The following is a 22,417-nucleotide window of genomic DNA, read 5'->3' on the forward strand; positions in this document are numbered from 1 at the left end:
CCAACCGGACGAGACGAGACAGGCAAACAGCTGATAGAAACGGGCAATGGCGGCTCTCTCTTTGGCCCGTTTTTCCGTTAGAATGGCCCATCAATACGCATTCGACCCGCCAGCCGGGCAATAACCGTGAGCCCACATTCGTGAAAAAACCGACTCTGGCTGCCGTTCTGATCGTCAAGAATGAAGCCGACAACCTGCGCAAGTGCCTCGCCTCCCTCGACGGACTGGTGGACGAGATCGTCATTCTGGACTCAGGCAGTCAGGACGAGACCCCGGCCATCGCCGCCGAATTTGGCGCCCGCTTCTTCGTCAACGCCAAGTGGCCCGGCTTTGGCAAACAGCGCCGACTGGCCCAGTCCCACGTGCAATCCGACTGGGTGCTGTGGCTGGATGCCGACGAGCGGCTCACCCCCGAGCTGAAAACCGCCATCACCGAGGTGATGGCCAATCCGGCCAGCGATACCATCTACTCGATCCCGCGCCTCTCCTGGGTGTTTGGCCGCTTTATCCGCCACAGCGGCTGGTATCCGGATCGGGTGCTGCGCCTCTATCCCAAGGCACTCACCAGCTACAACGAGGCGCTGGTGCACGAGAAGGTGGAAGTGCGGGCCAACATGAAGATCGTCAATATTCATGGTGACCTGCTCCACTTCACCTATCGGGATCTGGAGCACTATCTGGTGAAATCCGCCGGTTATGCCCGTGCCTGGGCCGATCAGCGCACCGCCCGCGGCAAGAAGGGCTCCCTCAGTCAGGGGCTGATCCATGCTGTTGGCTGCTTCCTCAAGATGTACCTGCTCAAAGCGGGCTTCCTCGATGGCAAGCAGGGGCTGCTGCTGGCGATCCTCTCCGCCCACTCCACCTTCGTCAAATACGCCGACCTCTGGGTGCGCCAGCAACCGCAGCAGCCGGAATAACCGTCATACGAAACAGGGCCCCGCGGGGCCCTTTTTGCATTGCTGCATACGTTATTTGCGCCAGAAAGGCGCCGCCCAGCGGGCCATCACCGGCACCATGGTCTTGGGATCGAGCTGACTCATATCCTCCGGGTGGTCGCTATCCTCCGGCGGGCTGAAGGCGAGGTGACGCCCTTCGCTGTTGAGGGGCTTCCAGCGCAGCGGAGTCGCGGAGCGGCGCATCGGGAAGAAGCCGATGGTCGGCACATCGAGCGCGCCGGCGATATGGAGCGGGCCAGTACTGCCTGCCACGAACAGGGCGGCGTTGGCCAACACCTGACAGAACATCGGCAGACCATCGCTGGAGCGGTAGATCCAGCCGTTGCCGCCGTGGGCGAGCAGCTCGGCCGCCAGCTGTTCGGCCATCTTCTCCTCGCCTGGGCCTGCGGTCAGCACGCACTGCAGCTCGGGGCAGGCCTGATTGAGCTTGATGATGATGCGGGCGTACTGCTCGATGGAGAGGTTGTTGGCAGACCCACCGCTACCGGCATGCACCATCAACCAGGGGCGGCTGGCATCGAGCTTGAGCTTGGCCGCCAGCTGTTCGCGCACCTGTAGCAGGGTCTCGTCATCGAACTGCAGGAAGGGGGTCTTGGGCTCCACCACGGCCACCTGCTGATCGGCCAGGAAGCGGCGGATCAGCTCCAGGTTGTACTCGGACTCCGGTTTCTGGGAGCGGGAGCGACGCTGCACCAGTCGCTGGTTGTAGAGCACCTGCGCCAGCTTGGTCGCCGGGGCCAGCCGGTAAGGGATGTGCGCCTTCCACACCAGCATGGCGTTGCGGGAGTTGGAGAAGAGGCAGATGGACGCGTCGAACGCCGCCGCCTTGATCCGCGCCAGCAGCGCTCGCTGTTGCTCCTTGTCGGCCCGTACGCCCGGATCGATGATCACCTCGTCAATCCAGGGGCAGAGCCGGGCCAGCGGCGCCGTGTAGGCCGGAACCAGGGCAGTCACATGACACTCCATGGAGCCTTTGAGCATGGCGAAGCTAGGCCACGCCAGCATGAAGTCACCAATCTTGTCATTGCGAACGACCAGAATACGTTTCATAAAAAATCCCTTTGCTCCCTGTCACCAATGCAAGGAGGCTTGATGCGCGATGGCGTATTCTTGCCTGATGCACTGCTATTCTCAAGCGACGACCTTATAATGCGACCAAATTTCCAGGTTGCAGGACCGCTAAGATGACTACCAGGGTAATTTATCCCGGGACTTTTGATCCCGTTACCAATGGCCACGCCGATCTGATCGGCCGGGCCGCCAAGCTGTTTGACGAGGTGGTGGTCGGGGTCGCCAACAGCCCGAGCAAGCGCCCGCTGTTCGATCTGGCAGAACGTGTCCAGCTTGTCCAGCAAGTGACCAGCACGCTTCCCAACGTCAAGGTGGTGGGCTTCTCCGGTCTGCTGGTCGATTTTGCCAAAGAGCATCAGGCCAACGTGCTGATCCGCGGCCTGCGCGCCGTCTCCGACTTCGAGTACGAGTTTCAGCTGGCCAACATGAACCGCCGCCTGATGCCTGAGCTGGAAAGCGTCTTCCTCACCCCGGCCGAGGAGAACTCCTTTATCTCCTCCACTCTGGTGAAAGAGGTGGCGCTGCACGGTGGCGACATTCGTCAGTTTGTCGATCCCGTGGTGGCCCAGGCCATCGCAGCCAAACAGAAAGGGTGATCCCCTTCCACACTGGCCATTCCCGATGGCAACTACGAACAAGGGCTACCCGTGGGTAGCCCTTGTTGTATCTCTCTCGCATGGAGAGGTCAGCCTGCTTGCCGGTTACTGACGGGCAAACCGCTCATTCATCTCCTGTACCAGCTGATCGAGCCACTCGTAGCGGCGCCGATACATGGCCCGCTTCCTGGAGGCGATCTCCTCCAGCGGCTTGCGCGGCTGGGCTTGCAGAGCAACGAAGTTAGCATCCACATCCCGGGCGTCGAACTCCTGCCACAACTCGTCATAATCGGCCTGTAGGTTGGCTTTCTGCTTGCTGCTGTAGCGCTTGGCCTGAAACACGTGGGCCCGCTTGCGCACCGCCAGCACCTCTGCCGCCCCCATGGCCTGCGCCAGTTGCAGCACCAGCTGCACCAGCAGGGATTTGGGCCGCAGGCCGTGTCCCTCTTTGGTCAGCTCGCGCACCCGATCCTGGGCATTGTCGACCGCAGGCTCCGGCCCCTGCATGGAGCCGATCATCAGAATCAAACGATCCACGCTGCCCGCCAGCGAAAAGGCGCAGCTGTAGAGGCGCTGTCCCTCGCCGTTGACGATGGAGAGCGCCAGCTCGGCCTCGCGGCGGAAGGTGCCATCGTGGCGCAGCAGAATGCGGCAGCCGCTCTGGGGATAGTGTCCAAGTTCGATCCCCTCGCCCAGATAGAGGGGGTCGATCAGCTGCGGGTAGCACTCCAGCAGCAACCGATAGTGATTTTCCAGCATCTCGGCCCGCTCACGGGCGCTGGCACAGGCGAAGCGATAGGGGCGCATCGGCTTGTCGAGCAGCTCGGGATAGACCGCTGGCAGTGCCTTGAGCGAGTCGCACTGAAACAGGCTGAAGACCCGGCTCAGCGACTTGCGATAGAGCAGGCTGCGCAGCACGAACTTGCCGCGATTGAAGGTTTTCCGGTCACATCCCTCGGGGTAGAGGAAGCGGGCCATGGATTTTGCGCAATAGCGCTCCTGCCGGGATAAATATTCCCAGTCTATTGATTTAACTGTCATTTTTATATTCTCAAACCGCCTGAACGGTCGGGATACTAGTGACAGCTGTGCAAATCTTCAACAGAGTGGAAATACGCTGTTACAACTTCCCCCGGATCGGGGCAAAAAGTGCGCTCAGCGCTGGCAATGACTGCAAAAAACCGTGGTGCGCTGGCCCATTCTTGTCTCGGTCAGCAGGGTGTGACAGTGGAAACAGGGCTGACCGCCACGGCCATAAACCTGCAACTGCTGCACGAAATAGCCCGGCTTGCCATCGGCGCTGGTGAAATCCTTCAGAGTAGTGCCGCCCTGGCGAATCGCCTCGGCCAACACCCGCTTGATCTCGGCCACCAGGGTTCCCAGCCGCTCGGCACTGATATTGCCCGCCGCCCGTTTGGGGTGAATGCCGGCAGCATAGAGCGCCTCGTTGGCGTAGATGTTGCCCACCCCGACCACCACCTGATTGTCCATCAGGAACTGTTTGATGGCGGTGCTGCGTCCCTTGGCGCGCTCACGCAGGTAATCAGCACTGAAGGCATCGGTGAGCGGCTCGGGCCCCAGCTTGGCGAGCAGCGCATGGGCTTCGGCCGGTTCGCGAGTCCAGAGCAGGGCGCCGAAACGGCGCGGATCGTTGAGCCGCAGCAGCTTGCCATTCTCCAGCTCGATATCCACGTGGTCGTGCTTCTCGGCCGGGGTGCCGATATCCAGTACACGCAGGCTGCCGGACATCCCCAGATGAAGGATGGCGGTGCCGAAATCGGTCTCCAGCAGCAGGTATTTGGCACGGCGACGCACCCGATGGATGGTGAGGTCCACCAGCTCCTGAATCTCACCGGGGATCGGCCAGCGCAGGCGGCCATCCCGCACCACTACACGCGTCACCTTGATACCGGTGAGCCAGGGGGAGATCCCCTGACGGCTGACTTCAACTTCTGGCAATTCAGGCATGGGCACCTCGCAAGGAAAAGGAACTCAGGGGGCAGGACGCAGCAGATCGCGATACTGCTCGGCAGTGAGGGCGAGCCAGAGACCGGAGGGCAACTGAGCGCCATATTGGCCGCTGTTCTGATAGAGGCCGATCTCGACCGGATCGCTCTGGCCGGCAATCCACACCTTGATGGCCACCGGGGTACCGCGCACCACCTCGCCGGGGGGCAGCAACCAGCTCTGCCAGCGCGCCAGACGGGCATCCAGCTGAGCCGTGTCGAGCCCCAGATCCGGCATGCTGCGCCAGCCCTGACCAATCCGCTCAATCTGCCAGCTCGGCCCCTGCCAGGTGAGCACCACGGCAGCATCCGGCAGCAAGGGGCGAGCACGCTTGGCACTGTTCTCCTGCTGGGCAGTCTCCATACGATGCAACAGGGTGATCACGATCAGCACCACCACGATGATCACGTTATTCCAGCCTTTGCGGCTCAATTTGAACATGGCAAGCCTCCCTTTGAACCGGCAGTGTACTGAATTCGGCGCATAAAAAAACCCGGCACGAAGCCGGGTTTTTGGGAATGCAGCATCAAGTAATTACTTGATTTTGCCTTCCTTGTAGATCACATGCTGACGAACAACGGGATCAAACTTTTTGATCTCCATTTTTTCGGGCATGGTGCGCTTGTTTTTGGTAGTGGTATAGAAGTGACCAGTACCGGCGCTGGAGTTCAGGCGAATTTTCTCGCGAATACCTTTAGCCATGATCTAATTCCTTATACCTTAACACCGCTGGCGCGCAGTTCAGCCAGAACCACTTCAACGCCACGCTTGTCGATGATACGCATGCCTTTTGCGGATACGCGCAGGCTTACGAAGCGTTTTTCACTCTCAACCCAGAAACGGTGAGTGTGCAGGTTCGGCAGGAAACGACGCTTGGTGGCGTTGTTAGCGTGCGAACGGTTGTTACCAACTGCCGGGCGCTTGCCGGTTACTTGGCATACTCTAGACATGTCAGTCTCTCCAAATCTTACTTCATTGCTCGAGCAAATATCTGCCCCGCTGGCCTTCGATTGCGGGGCAAACAGAAGGCGGCATTTTATACAGCATCCGTGATCAAAGATCAACTAATACGGTGCCAGAGCACAGTTATAGCCAACCGCGCTCGGCAAAAGAAACCGTGATGCCATCACCGATCACCAAGTGATCCAGCACTCTGATATCGATCAGGGCCAAAGCGGCCGTGATCCGATCCGTGATCTGGCGGTCGGCCCTGCTGGGCTCGGCGACGCCGGACGGGTGATTATGCGCCAGAATCACCGCGGCTGCATTATGTTTGAGCGCGATCTGCACGATTTCTCTTGGCCAGACACTTGCCGAATCGATTGTGCCGAAAAAAAGCTCAACAAATTGAATGACTCTGTGCTGATTATCGAGCAACAGCAGGGCAAACACCTCGCGCGGCCGATCCCGTAGCTGGGCCTGCAGATAGTCGCGGGTCAGCTGGGGCGAGGTGAGCGCATCGCCCCGTTGCAGCTGCTCGGCCAGATGGCGTTTGGCCATCTCCAGCACCGCCTGCAACTGGGCATATTTGGCCGGGCCAAGGCCATGTGCCTCGCAGAAAGCACGCTGATCCGCGCCCAGCAAGCTGCGCAAAGAGCCGAATTGATTCAATAGATTACGTGAAAGATCCACTGCACTCAGGCCATTGACGCCGGTGCGCAGAAAGATGGCGAGCAGCTCGGCATCGGAGAGCGCCGCGGGCCCCTGACGCAGCAGCTTCTCTCTGGGGCGTTCATCTTCCGGCCACTCTTTGATGCTCATTTGTCTCTCCCTCATCCTTGTTGAGAAAAAACATAGCAAAAAAATTGCGCGCGCCCGACCACACCCCTTGATGCCAACCCCTGTCGTCATCCATTGCCTGTGGTATCTTAGCCGACCAGTCAGAATGAGCCGGATAGAGAAACAGCAGATGAGATTGGCCGATAAACGCATCCTGTTGGGTGTCAGTGGCGGGATCGCCGCCTACAAGAGTGCCGAGCTGGTACGCCGCCTGAAAGATCAGGGTGCCGAAGTGCGGGTGGTGATGACCCGCTCCGCCAAGGAGTTCATCACCCCGCTGACCCTGCAGGCGGTCTCCGGTCATCCGGTGGCCTACAGCCTGCTGGATCCCTCTGCCGAAGCGGGCATGGGCCATATCGAGCTGGCCAAGTGGGCCGATCTGGTACTGATCGCCCCCGCCAGCGCCAACCTGATGGCGCGGATGGCTGCAGGCATGGCCGACGAACTGCTGACCACCCTCTGTCTGGCCACTCCGGCGCCCATCGCGCTGGCACCTGCCATGAACCAGCAGATGTATCTCAACGCCGCGACCCAGGCCAACCTCAAGACCCTGGCCAGCCGCGGCATTCTGCTGTGGGGGCCGGATGCCGGCAGCCAGGCCTGTGGCGATGTGGGCCCGGGCCGGATGCTGGATCCCCTCGAACTGGTGGATCGCTGCTGCCAGCAACTGGCCGCCGAGCCCTTGCTGGCGGGCGTCAAGCTACTGCTCACCGCAGGACCAACCCGAGAGGCACTGGATCCGGTGCGCTACATCAGCAACCACAGCTCCGGCAAGATGGGCTACGCCATCGCCCGCGCCGCCCGTGAAGCGGGCGCCGAAGTGACGCTGGTGAGCGGGCCGGTGACGCTAGCTACGCCTACTGGCGTGACCCGTGTCGATGTGGAGAGCGCGGAGCAGATGCATCAGGCGGTGATGAGCCGGGTCGGCGAGTGCGACCTCTTCATCGGCTGCGCGGCGGTGGCCGACTATCGCCCCGAGCAGGTCGCCAGCCAGAAGATCAAGAAAACCGGCGACAACGACCAGATGGTGGTGAAGCTGGTGAAAAACCCCGACATCATCGCGGCCGTCGGTGCCCTTTCAGACAAACCCTTCACCGTCGGATTTGCCGCCGAAACCGTGGATGTGGAACAATACGCCCTCGACAAGTTGCAGCGTAAGCGGCTGGACATGATCGCCGCCAACGATGTGTCCCGCGAGGGGCAAGGCTTCAACGCCGATGACAACGCCCTGACCGTGTTCTGGCAAGGGGGCCAGGCCCCGCTGCCGCTGGCCGACAAGCTGACGCTGGCCCGTCACCTGATCGCCCTGATTGCCCGCCACTACCGGCACTGAGCGTCCCGAAAGAACAAGACTCACGGCGCCCCGCCCTTGCCAAGAGGGGCGCCAATACAAGATCCAACTGAAAAAGCGATTCATGACTACACAAATTGAACTGAAGATTCTGGATGCCCGTATCGGTACCGAGTTCCCGCTGCCCGCCTACGCCACACCGGGCTCTGCCGGCATGGATCTGCGCGCACTGCTGGATACGCCGCTGACTCTGGCTCCGGGTGATACCACCCTGGTGCCGACCGGTCTGGCCATTCACATCCAGGATCCGGGTCTATGTGCCACCATTCTGCCCCGCTCCGGCCTCGGCCATAAGCACGGCATCGTGCTGGGCAACCTGGTGGGTCTGATCGATTCCGATTACCAGGGTCAGCTGATGGTCTCGGTCTGGAACCGCGGCAAGGATGAGTTCACCATGCAACCCGGCGAGCGCATCGCCCAGCTGGTGATCATGCCGGTAGTTCAGGCCAGCTTCCAACTGGTCGATGAGTTCAATCAGAGCGAACGGGGTGAAGGCGGTTTTGGTTCTTCTGGTCGCCAATAACAGACCACACCAGCCCGATGGGCGGTGCCTAATAATAGAATCAAGCCATTGTTTTTTTTAGGGGAATCCATGGCAAGCAGTAATCAGAAACAGAGTCGGCGCGATCAGATCCTGCAGGCGCTCGCCCATATGCTGGAAACCAGTCCGGGTCAGCGTATCACCACGGCCCGTCTGGCGGCCGAGGTCGGCGTCTCTGAAGCAGCCCTCTATCGACATTTTCCCAGCAAGGCGCGGATGTTCGAGGGGCTGATCGACTTTATCGAGGATTCCCTGCTGTCACGGGTCAATCTGATCATGGCGGAAGAGAAGGACACCATGGCACGCTGCCACCACATCCTGCAGCTGCTGCTGGTGTTCGCCGAGCGCAATCCCGGCATCACCCGTATCCTCAACGGCGACGCCCTGCTGGGTGAGCACGATCGGCTGCGGGATCGCATCAGCATCCTGTTCGACAAGCTGGAAACCCAGATCAAGCAGGTGCTGCGCGAAAAGCGGCTACGCGAGGGTCAGGGCTTCCAGCTCGACGAGACCATGCTGGCCAATCTGCTGCTGGCCTACACCGAAGGCCGCATCAGCCAGTTCGTGCGCTCCGAGTTCAAGCTCAAGCCGACCGCCGGTTTCGAAGATCAGTGGCAATTTATCCGCAGCCAACTGCTGCAGAGCTGATGTTTTTTTCGCATCATTCAGCAAAAAGAAGGGAGGCTTTGGCCTCCCTTCTTTTTTGTGTCAGGTTTTTATGGCAGAAAAGAAGTACCAGATGCGACCCGTACTGTCGCGCTGCGGTGTTAGATTTATCCACCATAAACCTTTTAGAACCTGACAGGACATCCTATGGAACCCGAAATCATTACCGAAGCGCAGACCTGGCTGGTCAATAATCAGGGACTGCTGATCGAATACGGCGTCAATATCGCCGCCGCCCTGCTGACCCTGCTGGTCGGCTATATCGCCGCCAACCTCATCAGCGGTGGCGTGGTCAAGGTGATGCAGGCCCGCAAGCTGGACACCACAGTCACCCACTTCGTCGGCAGCATCCTCAAATACGCCATTCTGGTGTTCGTAGTGATCGCCGCGCTGGGCCGTGTCGGCGTACAGACCGCCTCCTTCGTCGCCATTATCGGTGCCGCCGGTCTGGCCATCGGTCTGGCGCTGCAAGGCTCGCTCTCCAACTTCGCTGCCGGCTTCCTGCTGATCATCTTCCGCCCCATCAAGGCGGGCGAGTTTATCGAAGTGGCGGGCACCGCGGGTGTCGTGCAGTCCGTTCAGCTCTTTACCACTACCCTCACCTCAGGTGACAACAAGATGGTGGTAGTCCCGAACTCCGCCATCCTCAACGGCACCATCGTCAACTACTCGCGCATGGATACCCGCCGCGTCGATATGACCTTTGGCATCGGCTACGGCTCTGACCTGCGCAAGGCCAAACAGATCCTCGAGCGTCTGGTAAGCGAAGAGCCGCGCATCCTGAAAGATCCGGCCGCTACCATCGCCGTTGCCGCGCTGGCCGACTCCTCGGTCAATATCGTGGTGCGCCCCTGGGTGAAAACCGCTGACTACTGGGGTGTCTGGTTCGACTTCCACGAGAAGGTGAAACTGACCTTTGATGCCGAAGGCATCGAAATTCCCTTCCCGCAGATGGTGATGCACATGCAAAAACCGCAGGCGTGATCGCGGTTCTGCTGCAACAGACAATGCCAGCCTTCGGGCTGGCATTGTCGTTTCTGGCCCCAGCCCATGGCCATGTCGGTGCATAACCACGCCAACCGGATGAAAACAATTTCAGGCTATCGGGGTGGCCCCAATCATGAGCAAGCGCAAGATCCGCCTTGCTTTCGTGACACATAATCCCAATGTTCTGGTTGTATGCTCCCGGCAGTGACCCATTGCAGTAAAAGACAATCGGTAAAAATCTGTTACACGGGCCGCCCGATCGGCTCGCTATAATGCTCGGATAATAAGGTTTGGCGGGACCTTGCCTGCAAGGTTCAAACACAACTTGGCATTTCAGGAATCCTATGAAAAATATCAATCCAACCCAAACCCAGGCCTGGCAGGCACTGGAAGCCCACTTTGCAGCAAACAAAGAGACTCGACTCAAGGATCTGTTCGCGCAGGACCCGAAGCGCTTTGACAAGTTTTCCCTTACCTTCGGCGGCGACATCCTGGTTGATTACTCGAAGAACCTGATCACCGAAGAAACCCTCAAGTTGCTGGTTGATCTGGCCAAAGAGACCGATCTTCGCAGCGCGATCGATGCCATGTTCAATGGCGACAAGATCAACATGACCGAAGGGCGCTCCGTACTGCACGTGGCCCTGCGCAACCGCTCCGACCGCCCCATCGAGTGCGACGGCAAGGATGTTATGCCGGAAGTGAATGCCGTACTGGCCAAGATGAAGGGCTTCTGCGAGAAGATCATCTCCGGCGAGTGGAAAGGCTACACCGGCAAAGCGATCCAGCACGTGGTCAACATCGGTATCGGTGGCTCCGATCTCGGCCCGGTAATGATCACCGAGGCACTGCGTCCCTACAAAAACCACCTGCAGATGCACTTCGTCTCCAACGTCGATGGCACCCACATCGCCGAGACCCTGAAGAAGATCGATCCGGAAACCACCCTGTTCCTGGTGGCCTCCAAGACCTTCACCACTCAGGAGACCATGACCAACGCCCTGACCGCCCGCGACTGGTTTATCAAGATCGCCGGTGACAAGGCCCACGTTGCCAAGCACTTCGCCGCGCTCTCCACCAACGGCAAGGCCGTGGCCGAGTTCGGCATCGACACCAACAACATGTTCGAGTTCTGGGACTGGGTTGGCGGCCGCTACTCCTCCTGGTCTGCCATCGGCATGCCCATCGCCCTGTCTGTCGGTTTCGAGAACTTCGAAGCCCTGCTGCAAGGCGCCTTCGAGATGGACATGCACTTCGCCACTGCCTCCTATGAGCAGAACGTGCCGGTGCTGCTGGCGCTGATCGGCCTGTGGTACAACAACTTCTACGGTGCCGAGTCCGAAGCCATTCTGCCGTACGACCAGTACATGCACCGCTTCCCTGCCTACTTCCAGCAAGGCAACATGGAATCCAACGGCAAGTACGTGGATCGCAACGGCAAGCCGGTTGACTACCAGACTGGCCCCATCATCTGGGGTGAGCCGGGCACCAACGGCCAGCACGCCTTCTACCAGCTGATCCACCAAGGCACCAAGCTGATCCCCTGTGATTTCCTGGCGCCGGCCATCAGCCACAACCCGATCGGTGACCACCACCCGAAACTGCTGGCCAACTTCTTCGCCCAGACCGAGGCGCTGGCCTTCGGTAAGAGCAAGGAAGAGGTTGAAGCCGAGTTCCTGGCTGCTGGCAAAACCCTGGAGCAGGTCAAGGATCTGGTGCCGTTCAAGGTGTTCGAAGGCAACCGCCCGACCAACTCCATCCTGTTCAAGAGCCTGACCCCGAAAACCCTGGGTGCCCTGATCGCCATGTATGAACACAAGATCTTCGTACAGGGCGCAATCTGGAACATCTTCTCCTTCGACCAGTGGGGCGTGGAGCTGGGCAAACAGCTGGCCAACAAGATCCTGCCGGAGCTGGGTAACAACGAGGCTGTCACCAGCCACGACTGCTCCACCAACGGTCTGATCAACACCTGGAAAGCGTGGAAAGCCTGATTTATCCGGCCTTTCTGAATGCAAAAGCCCCGCTCGATGAGCGGGGCTTTTTTATGACTGTCAGGCTGATTTTTCTGGCTGGCCGATCGGGTGTCCAGTCCGACCGGCGACGGGGATCGTCATCCCCGCCCCTTCATCATCCAGCCCGATACAGGCTTAACCACCAACGGCGATGCGCTTCATGTCTTTCATATAACCGCGCAGTACCTGGCCGATTTTCTCGATCGGGTGGTTGCGGGTCGCTTCGTTGGCCGCCAGCAGCGCCAGGTTGTCAACGCTCTGCCCTTCCGCCTTGCTGGCACCCAGATCGCCCGCTTTCAGGGTCGGCATGAAGTGCTCACGCAGCAACGGCACGGCGGCGTTGGCGAACAGGTAGTTACCGTACTCAGCGGTGTCGGAAATAACCACGTTCATCTCGTACAGGCGCTTGCGGGCAACTGTGTTGGCGATCAGCGGCAACTCGTGCAGGGATTCGTAGTAGGCAGACTCCTCGTAGATACCGGAAGCCACCATGGTCTCGAACGCCAGCTCGACACCCGCCTTGACCATGGCCACCATCACCACGCCATTGTCGAAGTACTCCTGCTCGGCAATCTTGCCTGCGAACGCCGGGGCGTTTTCGAAAGCAGACATGCCGGTCTCTTCACGCCAGGTGAACAGTTTGACGTCATCCTCGGCCCAGTCGGCCATCATGCCGCGGGAGAACTCACCGGCGATGATGTCGTCCATATGCTTCTCGAACAGCGGACGCATCAGGGTCTTGAGCTGCTCGGAGAGCTCGAAGGCGCGCAGCTTGGCCGGGTTGGAGAGGCGATCCATCATCAGGCTGATGCCACCCTGTTTCAGGGCTTCTGTGATGGTCTCCCAACCGAACTGGATCAGCTTGCCGGCGTAGGCCGGGTCGGTGCCTTCAGCAACCAGTTTGTCGTAGCAGAGCAGAGAACCGGCCTGCAGCATGCCGCAGAGGATGGTCTGCTCGCCCATCAGGTCGGATTTCACTTCCGCCACGAAGGAGGATTCCAGCACTCCGGCACGGTCGCCACCGGTGGCAGAGGCCCACGCCTTGGCGATGGCCATGCCTTCACCTTTCGGGTCATTTTCCGGGTGAACGGCGATCAGGGTCGGTACACCAAAGCCACGCTTGTACTCTTCACGCACTTCGGTACCCGGGCACTTGGGCGCCACCATCACGACCGTGATGTCGGAACGGATCTGCTGACCCTCTTCCACCACGTTGAAGCCGTGGGAGTAGCCCAGCGCAGCGCCCTGCTTCATCAGCGGCATCACGGTTTTCACGACGTCGGAGTGCTGCTTGTCCGGAGTCAGGTTCAGCACCAGATCGGCGGTCGGGATCAGCTCTTCATAGGTACCGACCGCGAAACCGTTGTCGGTAGCCTTCTGCCAGGAGGTGCGCTTCTCGGTGATGGCAGCCTTGCGCAGGGCGTAGGAGATATCCAGCCCGGAGTCGCGCATGTTCAGACCCTGGTTCAGACCCTGGGCACCACAGCCCACAATCACCACCTTCTTGCCCTTCAGCACGTTGCAGCCGTCCGCGAACTCTTCGCGCTGCATGAAACGACACTTGCCCAATTGGGCCAACTGCTGACGCAGGTTCAAGGTGTTGAAATAGTTAGCCATGGTGATTGCTCCGTTCGATTGATTCCATGCCGGATAGCGGCGTTGTCTGAACCACTATAGCGCGGGACACTTATTGCCTGAACTGATATATTCGAAACAGTACGTTGCAATAACTGAAACGCTCACCCTTCAAAATTGCCTGCTGAATGTACCGCGAGATGGCAGAAACAAGCCGCCAACCGCTGGATATCGGGCACACCAGCCGCGCCAGGAGCTGAAAGATGGATCTTCGCAATCTCGAGCTGTTTCTCCACCTCGCCGACTCCCTCCACTTCGGCAAAAGCGCCGATGCCATGGCGGTCAGCCCCTCCACCCTGAGCCGCGCCATCCAGCGGTTGGAGCAGGAGACCGGTTGCATCCTGTTCGAACGGGACAACCGCTCGGTGCGGCTCACCCCCGCCGGTGAGAAGCTGCGCGAATTCGGCGGCGGCCTGTTGCAGGAGTGGCGCCAGCTCAAGCAGGAGCTAAAACGCAGCGATGAACCGTTGCAGGGGCGGCTGCGGGTCTTCTGCTCGGTCACCGCCAGCTACTTTCTGCTGCCCGAGGTGCTGGAGCGCTTTCGCCGCCGCTACCCCCAGCTGGAGATCAAGCTGGAGACCGGCGACCCAGCGCTGGCGGTGGACAAGATCCTGGCCGATGAAGCCGATCTCGCCATCGCCGCCCGTCCCGACGCTCTGCCCGCCAAGCTGGAGTTCGCCAGCCTGCAGCTGGTGCCGCTGGTCTTTATCGCGCCGCGCAATGCCCCGCAGCTGAACCTGTGGTTCCGTCAGGGAGAACCTGATTGGGAGCAGCTGCCGGTCATCCTCTCCGAGCAGGGGCTAGCCCGCAAACGCAGCGATCAGTGGTTTCGCAACAAGGGGATCGCCCCCAACATCTACGCCGAAGTGGCGGGTAACGAGGGGATTGTCGCCATGGTGGCGCTCGGCTGTGGCGTAGGATTGGTGCCTGCGGCGGTAATCGACCACAGCCCGCTCGGTGACAAGGTGCGGATCATCGACCTCAAACCCGCCTTCAAGCCATTTGATGTGGGGATCGGGGTACTCAAGAAGCGGCTGGAGGAACCGCTGATCCGCGCCTTCTGGGATACTGCGCAGAATCAGGGTTCACTGCGCTGACACCGGATTATAGATAAGGGCCGGATCGGCCATCATGATGCGGCTGGGCAGCGGCAAGTCGGGGTTGTGCAGCTCGAGGCGCACCCGCTCATCCAGTTTCAGCCGCCGAATGGTGCTGCCAAATCCCTCTTCAAAGACCCGGTCAAAAGCACCAGACTGCCGCGCCCGCAGCAGGCCGAGCTCGATGCGCTGGGCCAGCTCCGGATATTTTGGCGAGACAAAGAAGAGCAGCGCTAGAGGATAGCGAAACACCAGACGGGGCTCGATGGCGAGATCCGGATGCTGCCTGAGCTCATCCTCGATCTCGATGACCGAACGCAGGAAGCAGTCAAAGCGCTTCTTGCGCAGCATGTTGAAGAGCGCCTCATAAAGATTGCCCACCGTCACCTTGAGGCCGTTAGCCCGCAGCAACTGGGTGTCTGGCCAGGATCTGTGCTGACCTATGGAGAGCCTGGCGCGATGCCAGTCTGTCAACGATCCGATCGCGGCAAAACGCCCCTCATCCCCCTGCCGAATCAGACACACCCGCCATCCCAGCAGCCCCTTGGCCAGCGGAATGTGGATTGCCAGCAACTCCCGCTCTCGCTCACCATCGGGGGCAAAGACACCGACCTGAACCAGCTCGCCGCTACGCAGCTCCTTCACCGCCCGCCCCTGCTCCATCTGCGGGCTGGAAACCAGCTGGTAAGGGCCATATTCGGGCACGGTGAGATCGAGGGAGAGCCGCAACAACTGGACGACGGCGGGGTTGGGATGATCCAGCAGCAGATTCCAGGCGCGGATAGGCTGCTCTGCTGCCGATACGCCAACCGTCCACAGTGCCATGCACCACCACCAGACTCTGATCATCCTGCGCACCATCCGTGCCTCATGCTCCTCGCCATACTATAACGCCAGCCAGCGCCTCCACTGTGCCCTCTCTGAAAGATGTGTGAGCGCTCTCGTGTCAAATCTCGTGTCAGAAATGACAATAGGCAAATCCGACAAGTCATCGCAGACTGGGCGTTCATCAACAAACGCCAAGGCGCAGGGAGGAGAGCCATGAAACAGCATCTGGTAGAGATCAAGGGTTCAACCCTGTTTGACGAGTATCTGCAAAGCATGGGCGTGCCCAGCACGGCGCTCGACCGGGAGCAGGATATCTATCTGCAGGAACGCCACCTCGGCGCCATTCGCCGGGTGCAGGGCGAACTGCGCTTTTATCTGCGTGCCAATGCCCTGAAAAAACGGTGATCAGGATCCGGTCACAGAACCCGCAGCAAAGGCGTATTAGACTGGTATCTTCCCCCTTTTGTCGGGAGTGCCCATGAAAGCAAGCGGTCTGGATCGGCTGTTCAAACCCCACTCAATCGCCGTGATCGGCGCCTCGACCGACCCGCTCAAGGCGGGTCATGTGATCGTGCGCCACCTGCTGGCGGGCCAGTTCAAAGGGCCCATCCTCCCTGTCACCCCGCGCAACAAGTCCATCGCCGGCGTGCTGGCCTATCCCGATATCGCCAGCCTGCCGCTGACCCCGGATCTCGCCATCATCTGCACCAGGCGGGAGCGGGTCTTGCCGTTGCTGGAAGCGCTCGGCCAAAAGGGTACGGGCGCAGCCATCATACTGGCCGCCGACTTTTCCCCCGAGGAGCGGCTGGAGCTGAAACGGGTCTGCCAAGAATATGGCATTCGCCTGCTCGGCCCCAACAGCATGGGGATGCTGCTGCCCGGCCAGGGGATTAACGCCAGCTTTTCACCCATTGCTGCCAAGCCGGGGCAGGTCGCCTTTCTGTCGCAATCCGCCGCCGTCAGCACCACCATTCTGGATTGGGCCAAGCAGCATGAGCTGGGCTTCTCCGCCTTCATCTCCCTTGGCGATCACTGCGACATCGACTTCGGCCAGCTGCTGGATCAGCTCTCCCGCGACAGCGTCACCCGCGCCATCTTGATCTACATGGACAAGTTGCACGACGCCCGCCACTTTCTCTCGGCGGCGCGAGCAGCCTCGCGCAACAAGCCGATCCTGGTGCTGAAAAGCGGGCGCCACGAACCGGCCCACGGCCTCGACAATGTCTATGATGCCGCCATCCGCCGTGCTGGCATGCTGCGGGTACGGGATACCCACGAACTGTTTGCCGCGGTGGAAACCTTGAGCCACTCCATGACCCTCAAGGGAGAGCGGCTTGCCATCATCTCCAACGGTCGCGGGCTGGCCAATATGGCGGTAGATGTGCTGCTGGAGCGAGGCGGCAAGCTGGCTCGCCCGCCGCTCGACATCGGCAGCGATGCCACCATCACCACCTATCAGGAGGCGCTGGACAACGTGTTGCAGGAGGATGGCATCGACGCCATCCTGATCATCCACGCCCCCTCGCTCACGGCACCGAGCGCGCCACTGGCCAGCCATCTTATCGCCCATCTGAAACAGCATCCCAGAGCGCGCCGTTTCAATATCCTTACAAACTGGGCGGGCGAATACTCGGCGCAGGAGGGTCGCAAACTCTTTACCGAGGCGGGCTTCCCGACCTACCGCACGCCGGAAAGCGCAATGGCCGCCTTCATGCACATGGTGGAATACCGCCGCAACCAGAAGCAGTTGATGGAAACCCCGGCATCCCTGCATGGCAACCAGCTCAATGTAGATCTGTGCCAGCAGCTGATCCGCCAAGCGCAGGAGCGCAAACAGCTAAGATTGGATACCCATCTGGTGCACCCGATTTTGCAAGCCGCCGGTCTCTCGACCCTGCCAACCTGGATCGTCACCGACGCCATCGAGGCGACCCTCACCGCCGAGCAGATCGGCTACCCGGTGGCGGTAAAACTGCGCTCGCCCGATATCCTGCACAAGTCTGCCGTACACGGCGTGGTGCTCAATCTGCGCACCTCGGCCGAAGTGGCGCAAGCTGCAGATGCCATTCTGGACAGGGTCAAACAGCATGATCCGGGCGCCCGTATCGAAGGGCTGCTGGTACAGCGCATGGCTCGCCGCAGCGGCGGCCTCGAACTACGGGTTCGCATCCAGCAAGACGCCATCTTTGGCCCCGTCATCCTGCTGGGCGAGTCGGGCGCCGAACCGCAGGAGATGGTAGCAGCCTTGCCACCGCTCAATCAGGCGCTGGCTCGTTACCAGATCATCGGAGCCCTCAAGAGCCGCAAGATCCGTGAGCAGGCCACACCGGAACGACTGGATATCGATGCCCTCGGTCAAGTGCTCTGCCAACTATCCGAACTATTGCTCGCCTTTCCTGAGATTCAGGAACTGGACCTACACCCGCTGCAAGCGTGCGGCGCAGAGATGGTGGTGCTGGATGCCAGCCTCACACTGGCTGACCCCACCATCCCGACCAGCAACCGACTGGCGATCCGCCCCTATCCTACCGAGCTGGAGGAGGGGGCCTGGCTTAAAGATCAGCGCCATATCCTGCTGCGCCCAATCCGGCCGGAAGATGAACCGGCTCACAAGCAGTTCGTGCTGCAGGTCTCCGATGAAGACAGGTACAAACGCTTCTTCGCCGATGTGGGCGAGCTGGGTCATGAAGAGCTGGCTCGCATGACCCAGATCGATTACGACCGGGAGATGGCCTTCGTAGCGGTAGGGCAAGATGGCGAGCTGCAGGATCAAATCCTCGGCGTGGTACGCGCCATTTCGACCCCGGACCAGAGCGATGCCGAGTTTGCCATTCTGGTGCGATCGGACTTGAAAGGGGTGGGTCTCGGCAAATTGATGATGGAGAAGATCATCCGTTACGCCAAAGAGCAGGGGATTGGCCAGCTATCCGGCATGACCATGCCCAGCAATCGCGGCATGGTCAACCTCGCCAAACGACTTGGCTTCAAGATCGATGTGCAAATGGAAGAGGGGGTGGTCAATATGGAGCTGCCCTGTAGTCAGCACGCGACAGAAGCCTGATTTGACCGCCTGTAGACTCGCTCAAATTGTTGTGAATGAAACTGATAAGGCTCTGATATAGCCAGAAAATGGTAGAAATAGCCCGCTATCTGGCACTCTTACTTGGCAGGGAAAGCCAGATATTGGTGGTTTAACGCGCTAAAAATACAAAAGCCCGGTTATGAAACCGGGCTTTGTGTTGGTTCTTGCGTACAAATCTGTGGGACTTATGGGCAAAACTGCCCATAGCAAAAAGGCCTTCCCATTCGGGAAGGCCTTCAAATTAGTGGCGGAGCGGACGGGACTCGAACCCGCGACCCCCGGCGTGACAGGCCGGTATTCTAACCGACTGAACTACCGCTCCGCATTCGGTTAGCTTTCGCTAAATCTTCTGCTGCATTTTCTGAGGTGTCATCCTCGCAGCCAGTGACGTGATTCTTCACATCGCTGTTTAATTGGGTGCCTGGCAGTGTCCTACTCTCGCATGGCGAATGCCACACTACCATCGGCGCTACCGCGTTTCACTTCTGAGTTCGGCATGGGATCAGGTGGTTCCACGGCGCTATGGCCGCCAGGCAAATTCTTAATCTAGAAAGCTGACGTGAATAACGAGGTTGCCTATCGGCTTGTCGCTATCACTGAATTTGAGTAGTTCGTTCTATTTGCTACAAGCCTTAGAACACTTCTTGGGTGTTGTATGGTTAAGCCTCACGGGTAATTAGTATGGGTTAGCTCAACACATCACTGCGCTTACACACCCCACCTATCAACGTTGTGGTCTCCAACGGCCCTTTAGGACCCTCAAGGGGTCAGGGATGACTCATCTCAGGGCTCGCTTCCCGCTTAGATGCTTTCAGCGGTTATCGATTCCGAACTTAGCTACCGGGCAGTGCCACTGGCGTGACAACCCGAACACCAGAGGTTCGTTCACTCCGGTCCTCTCGTACTAGGAGCAACTCCCTTCAATCATCCAACGCCCACGGCAGATAGGGACCGAACTGTCTCACGACGTTCTGAACCCAGCTCGCGTACCACTTTAAATGGCGAACAGCCATACCCTTGGGACCGACTTCAGCCCCAGGATGTGATGAGCCGACATCGAGGTGCCAAACACCGCCGTCGATATGAACTCTTGGGCGGTATCAGCCTGTTATCCCCGGAGTACCTTTTATCCGTTGAGCGATGGCCCTTCCATTCAGAACCACCGGATCACTATGACCTACTTTCGTACCTGCTCGACCTGTCCGTCTCGCAGTTAAGCTGGCTTATGCCATTGCACTAACCTCCTGATGTCCGACCAGGATTAGCCAACCTTCGTGCTCCTCCGTTACTCTTTGGGAGGAGACCGCCCCAGTCAAACTACCCACCAGGCACTGTCCGCGAGCCCGATTCAGGGCCCTGCGTTAGAACATCAAACATACAAGGGTGGTATTTCAAGGACGGCTCCAGCGCAACTAGCGTCACGCCTTCAAAGCCTCCCACCTATCCTACACATGTAGGTTCAATGTTCAGTGCCAAGCTGTAGTAAAGGTTCACGGGGTCTTTCCGTCTAGCCGCGGGTACACCGCATCTTCACGGCGAATTCGATTTCACTGAGTCTCGGGTGGAGACAGCATGGCCATGGTTACACCATTCGTGCAGGTCGGAACTTACCCGACAAGGAATTTCGCTACCTTAGGACCGTTATAGTTACGGCCGCCGTTTACCGGGGCTTCGATCAAGAGCTTCGCTTGCGCTAACCCCATCAATTAACCTTCCGGCACCGGGCAGGTGTCACACCCTATACGTCCACTTTCGTGTTTGCAGAGTGCTGTGTTTTTGATAAACAGTCCCAGCCATCTGGTCACTGCGACTCCCGACAGCTCCATCCGCAAGGGACTTCACTGTCAAGAGCGAACCTTCTCCCGAAGTTACGGTTCTATTTTGCCTAGTTCCTTCACCCGAGTTCTCTCAAGCGCCTTGGTATTCTCTACCCGACCACCTGTGTCGGTTTGGGGTACGATGACTTGTAATCTGAAGCTTAGAGGCTTTTCCTGGAAGCAGGGCATCAATGGCTTCCGCACCGTAGTGCGTTCGTCTCGTGTCTCAGTGTTGTGTCTCCGGATTTGCCTAGAAACACCACCTACGCACTTTCACCAGGACAACCGTCGCCTGGCCCACCTAGCCTTCTCCGTCCCCCCATCGCAATTACAAGTCGTGCAGGAATATTAACCTGCTTCCCATCGACTACGCCTTTCGGCCTCGCCTTAGGGGTCGACTCACCCTGCCCCGATTAACGTTGGACAGGAACCCTTGGTCTTCCGGCGAGGAGGCTTTTCACCCCCTTTATCGTTACTTACGTCAGCATTCGCACTTCTGATATCTCCAGCATACCTCTCGATACACCTTCGCAGACTTACAGAACGCTCCCCTACCACTCACACATAAGTGTGAATCCGCGGCTTCGGTGCCTGGTTTGAGCCCCGTTACATCTTCCGCGCAGGCCGACTCGACTAGTGAGCTATTACGCTTTCTTTAAATGATGGCTGCTTCTAAGCCAACATCCTAGCTGTCTGAGCCTTCCCACATCGTTTCCCACTTAACCAGAACTTTGGGACCTTAGCCGGCGGTCTGGGTTGTTTCCCTCTTCACGACGGACGTTAGCACCCGCCGTGTGTCTCCCGGATATTACTTACTGGTATTCGGAGTTTGCATGGGGTTGGTAAGTCGGGATGACCCCCTAGCCCAAACAGTGCTCTACCCCCAGTAGTATTCGTCCGAGGCGCTACCTAAATAGCTTTCGGGGAGAACCAGCTATCTCCGAGTTTGATTGGCCTTTCACCCCCAGCCACAGGTCATCCCCTAACTTTGCAACGTTAGTGGGTTCGGTCCTCCAGTTGATGTTACTCAACCTTCAACCTGCCCATGGCTAGATCACCCGGTTTCGGGTCTACACCTTGCAACTAGACGCCCAGTTAAGACTCGGTTTCCCTACGGCTCCCCTATACGGTTAACCTCGCTACAAAATGTAAGTCGCTGACCCATTATACAAAAGGTACGCAGTCACCCCGAAGGGCTCCCACTGCTTGTACGTACACGGTTTCAGGTTCTATTTCACTCCCCTCACAGGGGTTCTTTTCGCCTTTCCCTCACGGTACTGGTTCACTATCGGTCAGTCAGGAGTATTTAGCCTTGGAGGATGGTCCCCCCATATTCAGACAGGATGTCACGTGTCCCGCCCTACTCGATTTCACATCAAGGTTGTTTTCGTGTACGGGGCTATCACCCTGTATCGCCGGCCTTTCCAGGACCGTTCCACTAACTTCCAAGATGCTTAAGGGCTAATCCCCGTTCGCTCGCCGCTACTGAGGGAATCTCGGTTGATTTCTTTTCCTCGGGGTACTTAGATGTTTCAGTTCTCCCGGTTCGCCTCTGTTACCTATGTATTCAGTAACAGATACCCGAGTTATCTCGGGTGGGTTTCCCCATTCGGAAATCTGTGAGTAATAGCGTCTCTTACCGACTTCTCACAGCTTATCGCAGGTTAGTACGTCCTTCATCGCCTCTGACTGCCAAGGCATCCACCATGTACGCTTAGTCACTTAACCATACAACCCCAAGAAGTGTCGGTGAAACCGACGCGACTTGTTGCTGTACAACAAGGACCAAATAAAATTTGGTTTTCGCCAAGAAGTTTCCAAAGCACTTGTAACAAATGTTTGAGAACTACTTTTTAAATCAGCTTTCCAGATTGTTAAAGAGCATGTTTGCAACGGTCAGTGACCGAAGAAAACAGACATAAACATGTGATGCTTATGTCTGCATTCTTGTTAGCAAGAAGAGAAGTGGCGTCCCCTAGGGGATTCGAA

General features: G+C 58.8%; 19 protein-coding genes, 2 tRNA genes and 2 rRNA genes (1 of these 23 cut by a window edge). 10 read left to right on the top strand and 13 right to left on the bottom strand.

Features of this window, described 5'->3' with window-relative positions; translation table 11 throughout:
- Window positions 1-140: 140 nt before the first annotated feature.
- Window positions 141-917: a glycosyltransferase family 2 protein gene (locus tag ACTG2U_RS12575; protein ID WP_103251801.1), complete on the top strand. Its 777-nt coding sequence runs from the start codon at window positions 141-143 to the stop codon at window positions 915-917.
- Between the two features lie 51 nt (window positions 918-968).
- On the opposite strand, the gene ACTG2U_RS12580 is transcribed toward ACTG2U_RS12575, so the two are convergent.
- Window positions 969-2,006, bottom strand: coding sequence for a glycosyltransferase family 9 protein (locus tag ACTG2U_RS12580; protein WP_179902806.1), 1,038 nt, complete (start codon window positions 2,004-2,006; stop codon window positions 969-971).
- Window positions 2,007-2,140: 134 nt separating this feature from the next.
- On the opposite strand from ACTG2U_RS12580, the gene coaD reads away from it, so the two are divergent.
- Entirely contained in the window at window positions 2,141-2,623 is a 483-nt protein-coding gene (gene coaD, locus ACTG2U_RS12585) for a pantetheine-phosphate adenylyltransferase (RefSeq protein ID WP_040069411.1), read from the top strand.
- 105 nt (window positions 2,624-2,728) lie between these two features.
- Here the strand turns inward: coaD and ACTG2U_RS12590 are convergent, their stop codons facing one another.
- The 6 genes from ACTG2U_RS12590 to radC form a co-directional block, all read right to left on the bottom strand.
- Window positions 2,729-3,601: a VirK/YbjX family protein gene (locus ACTG2U_RS12590; protein ID WP_335813306.1), complete on the bottom strand. Its 873-nt coding sequence runs from the start codon at window positions 3,599-3,601 to the stop codon at window positions 2,729-2,731.
- A 177-nt stretch (window positions 3,602-3,778) separates the two neighbouring features.
- Window positions 3,779-4,591 carry a bifunctional DNA-formamidopyrimidine glycosylase/DNA-(apurinic or apyrimidinic site) lyase gene (gene mutM / locus ACTG2U_RS12595; protein ID WP_021231536.1) on the bottom strand — a complete coding sequence of 271 codons (813 nt, stop codon included), beginning with the start codon at window positions 4,589-4,591 and terminating at the stop codon, window positions 3,779-3,781.
- Between the two features lie 24 nt (window positions 4,592-4,615).
- Window positions 4,616-5,071, bottom strand: a complete 456-nt coding sequence (locus ACTG2U_RS12600) for a hypothetical protein (RefSeq protein WP_439974553.1) — start codon at window positions 5,069-5,071, stop codon at window positions 4,616-4,618.
- A gap of 93 nt (window positions 5,072-5,164) precedes the next feature.
- Window positions 5,165-5,332 carry a 50S ribosomal protein L33 gene (gene rpmG, locus ACTG2U_RS12605; RefSeq protein WP_005307500.1) on the bottom strand — a complete coding sequence of 56 codons (168 nt, stop codon included), beginning with the start codon at window positions 5,330-5,332 and terminating at the stop codon, window positions 5,165-5,167.
- Window positions 5,333-5,343: 11 nt separating this feature from the next.
- A complete protein-coding gene (gene rpmB / locus ACTG2U_RS12610) occupies window positions 5,344-5,580 on the bottom strand; it encodes a 50S ribosomal protein L28 (RefSeq protein WP_005307492.1) in 237 nt (78 codons plus the stop codon).
- 136 nt (window positions 5,581-5,716) lie between these two features.
- Complete coding sequence (gene radC, locus ACTG2U_RS12615; protein WP_439974554.1) at window positions 5,717-6,391, bottom strand: RadC family protein; 675 nt, start codon at window positions 6,389-6,391, stop codon at window positions 5,717-5,719.
- A gap of 148 nt (window positions 6,392-6,539) precedes the next feature.
- Between radC and coaBC the strand changes: the two genes are divergently transcribed.
- The 5 genes from coaBC (at window position 6,540) to pgi (ending at window position 11,948) form a co-directional block, all read left to right on the top strand.
- The gene (coaBC, locus tag ACTG2U_RS12620; protein ID WP_439974555.1) at window positions 6,540-7,742 is read left to right on the top strand and encodes a bifunctional phosphopantothenoylcysteine decarboxylase/phosphopantothenate--cysteine ligase CoaBC; all 1,203 of its coding nucleotides are present in this window, start codon (window positions 6,540-6,542) and stop codon (window positions 7,740-7,742) included.
- 82 nt (window positions 7,743-7,824) lie between these two features.
- The gene (gene dut, locus ACTG2U_RS12625; RefSeq protein WP_439974556.1) at window positions 7,825-8,283 is read left to right on the top strand and encodes a dUTP diphosphatase; all 459 of its coding nucleotides are present in this window, start codon (window positions 7,825-7,827) and stop codon (window positions 8,281-8,283) included.
- A gap of 69 nt (window positions 8,284-8,352) precedes the next feature.
- Entirely contained in the window at window positions 8,353-8,949 is a 597-nt protein-coding gene (gene slmA / locus ACTG2U_RS12630) for a nucleoid occlusion factor SlmA (RefSeq protein ID WP_005339495.1), read from the top strand.
- A gap of 165 nt (window positions 8,950-9,114) precedes the next feature.
- Complete coding sequence (locus ACTG2U_RS12635; protein WP_005339493.1) at window positions 9,115-9,951, top strand: mechanosensitive ion channel domain-containing protein; 837 nt, start codon at window positions 9,115-9,117, stop codon at window positions 9,949-9,951.
- Window positions 9,952-10,298: 347 nt separating this feature from the next.
- Window positions 10,299-11,948, top strand: coding sequence for a glucose-6-phosphate isomerase (pgi, locus tag ACTG2U_RS12640; protein ID WP_005355982.1), 1,650 nt, complete (start codon window positions 10,299-10,301; stop codon window positions 11,946-11,948).
- Between the two features lie 156 nt (window positions 11,949-12,104).
- Here the strand turns inward: pgi and ilvC are convergent, their stop codons facing one another.
- Window positions 12,105-13,586 (bottom strand): ketol-acid reductoisomerase, encoded by a 1,482-nt coding sequence (gene ilvC, locus ACTG2U_RS12645; RefSeq protein WP_335833035.1) that lies wholly within the window; start codon window positions 13,584-13,586, stop codon window positions 12,105-12,107.
- A gap of 221 nt (window positions 13,587-13,807) precedes the next feature.
- On the opposite strand from ilvC, the gene ilvY reads away from it, so the two are divergent.
- A complete protein-coding gene (gene ilvY, locus ACTG2U_RS12650; protein ID WP_088868139.1) occupies window positions 13,808-14,701 on the top strand; it encodes an HTH-type transcriptional activator IlvY in 894 nt (297 codons plus the stop codon).
- On the opposite strand, the gene ACTG2U_RS12655 is transcribed toward ilvY, so the two are convergent.
- Window positions 14,690-15,550, bottom strand: a complete 861-nt coding sequence (locus ACTG2U_RS12655) for a hypothetical protein (protein ID WP_439974557.1) — start codon at window positions 15,548-15,550, stop codon at window positions 14,690-14,692. The two genes, ilvY and ACTG2U_RS12655, sit on opposite strands and share 12 nt — an antisense overlap.
- Window positions 15,551-15,742: 192 nt before the next feature.
- Here ACTG2U_RS12655 and ACTG2U_RS12660 point away from each other — a divergent pair, with 192 nt between their 5' ends.
- Window positions 15,743-15,934 (top strand): hypothetical protein, encoded by a 192-nt coding sequence (locus ACTG2U_RS12660; RefSeq protein WP_150390070.1) that lies wholly within the window; start codon window positions 15,743-15,745, stop codon window positions 15,932-15,934.
- Window positions 15,935-16,007: 73 nt separating this feature from the next.
- A complete protein-coding gene (locus tag ACTG2U_RS12665) occupies window positions 16,008-18,590 on the top strand; it encodes a bifunctional acetate--CoA ligase family protein/GNAT family N-acetyltransferase (RefSeq protein WP_439974558.1) in 2,583 nt (860 codons plus the stop codon).
- Between the two features lie 266 nt (window positions 18,591-18,856).
- Here ACTG2U_RS12665 and ACTG2U_RS12670 read toward each other — a convergent pair.
- The 4 genes from ACTG2U_RS12670 to ACTG2U_RS12685 form a co-directional block, all read right to left on the bottom strand.
- Window positions 18,857-18,933 (bottom strand) — tRNA-Asp (locus ACTG2U_RS12670).
- A 97-nt stretch (window positions 18,934-19,030) separates the two neighbouring features.
- Window positions 19,031-19,145, bottom strand: a 5S ribosomal RNA gene (gene rrf, locus ACTG2U_RS12675).
- Between the two features lie 121 nt (window positions 19,146-19,266).
- Window positions 19,267-22,156: ribosomal RNA gene (locus ACTG2U_RS12680) — 23S ribosomal RNA — on the bottom strand.
- Between the two features lie 238 nt (window positions 22,157-22,394).
- Window positions 22,395-22,417 (bottom strand) — tRNA-Glu (locus ACTG2U_RS12685); it runs 53 nt beyond the window's last position.

Origin of the sequence: Aeromonas sp. 95A (genome assembly GCF_051919235.1) — a bacterium.
Taxonomy (GTDB): Bacteria; Pseudomonadota; Gammaproteobacteria; order Enterobacterales; family Aeromonadaceae; genus Aeromonas; species Aeromonas veronii.

What these genes read in the sequence shown, in the direction of transcription:
- rpmB (WP_005307492.1), bottom strand. Translation starts at nt 5,580, where the DNA reads ATGTCTAGAGTATGCCAAGTAACCGGCAAGCGCCCGGCAGTTGGTAAC.
- ACTG2U_RS12590 (WP_335813306.1), bottom strand. Translation starts at nt 3,601, where the DNA reads ATGGCCCGCTTCCTCTACCCCGAGGGATGTGACCGGAAAACCTTCAAT.
- ACTG2U_RS12655 (WP_439974557.1), bottom strand. Translation starts at nt 15,550, where the DNA reads ATGATCAGAGTCTGGTGGTGGTGCATGGCACTGTGGACGGTTGGCGTA.
- ilvC (WP_335833035.1), bottom strand. Translation starts at nt 13,586, where the DNA reads ATGGCTAACTATTTCAACACCTTGAACCTGCGTCAGCAGTTGGCCCAA.
- ilvY (WP_088868139.1), top strand. Translation starts at nt 13,808, where the DNA reads ATGGATCTTCGCAATCTCGAGCTGTTTCTCCACCTCGCCGACTCCCTC.
- ACTG2U_RS12580 (WP_179902806.1), bottom strand. Translation starts at nt 2,006, where the DNA reads ATGAAACGTATTCTGGTCGTTCGCAATGACAAGATTGGTGACTTCATG.
- pgi (WP_005355982.1), top strand. Translation starts at nt 10,299, where the DNA reads ATGAAAAATATCAATCCAACCCAAACCCAGGCCTGGCAGGCACTGGAA.
- slmA (WP_005339495.1), top strand. Translation starts at nt 8,353, where the DNA reads ATGGCAAGCAGTAATCAGAAACAGAGTCGGCGCGATCAGATCCTGCAG.
- ACTG2U_RS12635 (WP_005339493.1), top strand. Translation starts at nt 9,115, where the DNA reads ATGGAACCCGAAATCATTACCGAAGCGCAGACCTGGCTGGTCAATAAT.
- ACTG2U_RS12665 (WP_439974558.1), top strand. Translation starts at nt 16,008, where the DNA reads ATGAAAGCAAGCGGTCTGGATCGGCTGTTCAAACCCCACTCAATCGCC.
- coaBC (WP_439974555.1), top strand. Translation starts at nt 6,540, where the DNA reads ATGAGATTGGCCGATAAACGCATCCTGTTGGGTGTCAGTGGCGGGATC.
- ACTG2U_RS12600 (WP_439974553.1), bottom strand. Translation starts at nt 5,071, where the DNA reads ATGTTCAAATTGAGCCGCAAAGGCTGGAATAACGTGATCATCGTGGTG.
- rpmG (WP_005307500.1), bottom strand. Translation starts at nt 5,332, where the DNA reads ATGGCTAAAGGTATTCGCGAGAAAATTCGCCTGAACTCCAGCGCCGGT.
- ACTG2U_RS12660 (WP_150390070.1), top strand. Translation starts at nt 15,743, where the DNA reads ATGAAACAGCATCTGGTAGAGATCAAGGGTTCAACCCTGTTTGACGAG.
- mutM (WP_021231536.1), bottom strand. Translation starts at nt 4,591, where the DNA reads ATGCCTGAATTGCCAGAAGTTGAAGTCAGCCGTCAGGGGATCTCCCCC.
- dut (WP_439974556.1), top strand. Translation starts at nt 7,825, where the DNA reads ATGACTACACAAATTGAACTGAAGATTCTGGATGCCCGTATCGGTACC.
- radC (WP_439974554.1), bottom strand. Translation starts at nt 6,391, where the DNA reads ATGAGCATCAAAGAGTGGCCGGAAGATGAACGCCCCAGAGAGAAGCTG.
- coaD (WP_040069411.1), top strand. Translation starts at nt 2,141, where the DNA reads ATGACTACCAGGGTAATTTATCCCGGGACTTTTGATCCCGTTACCAAT.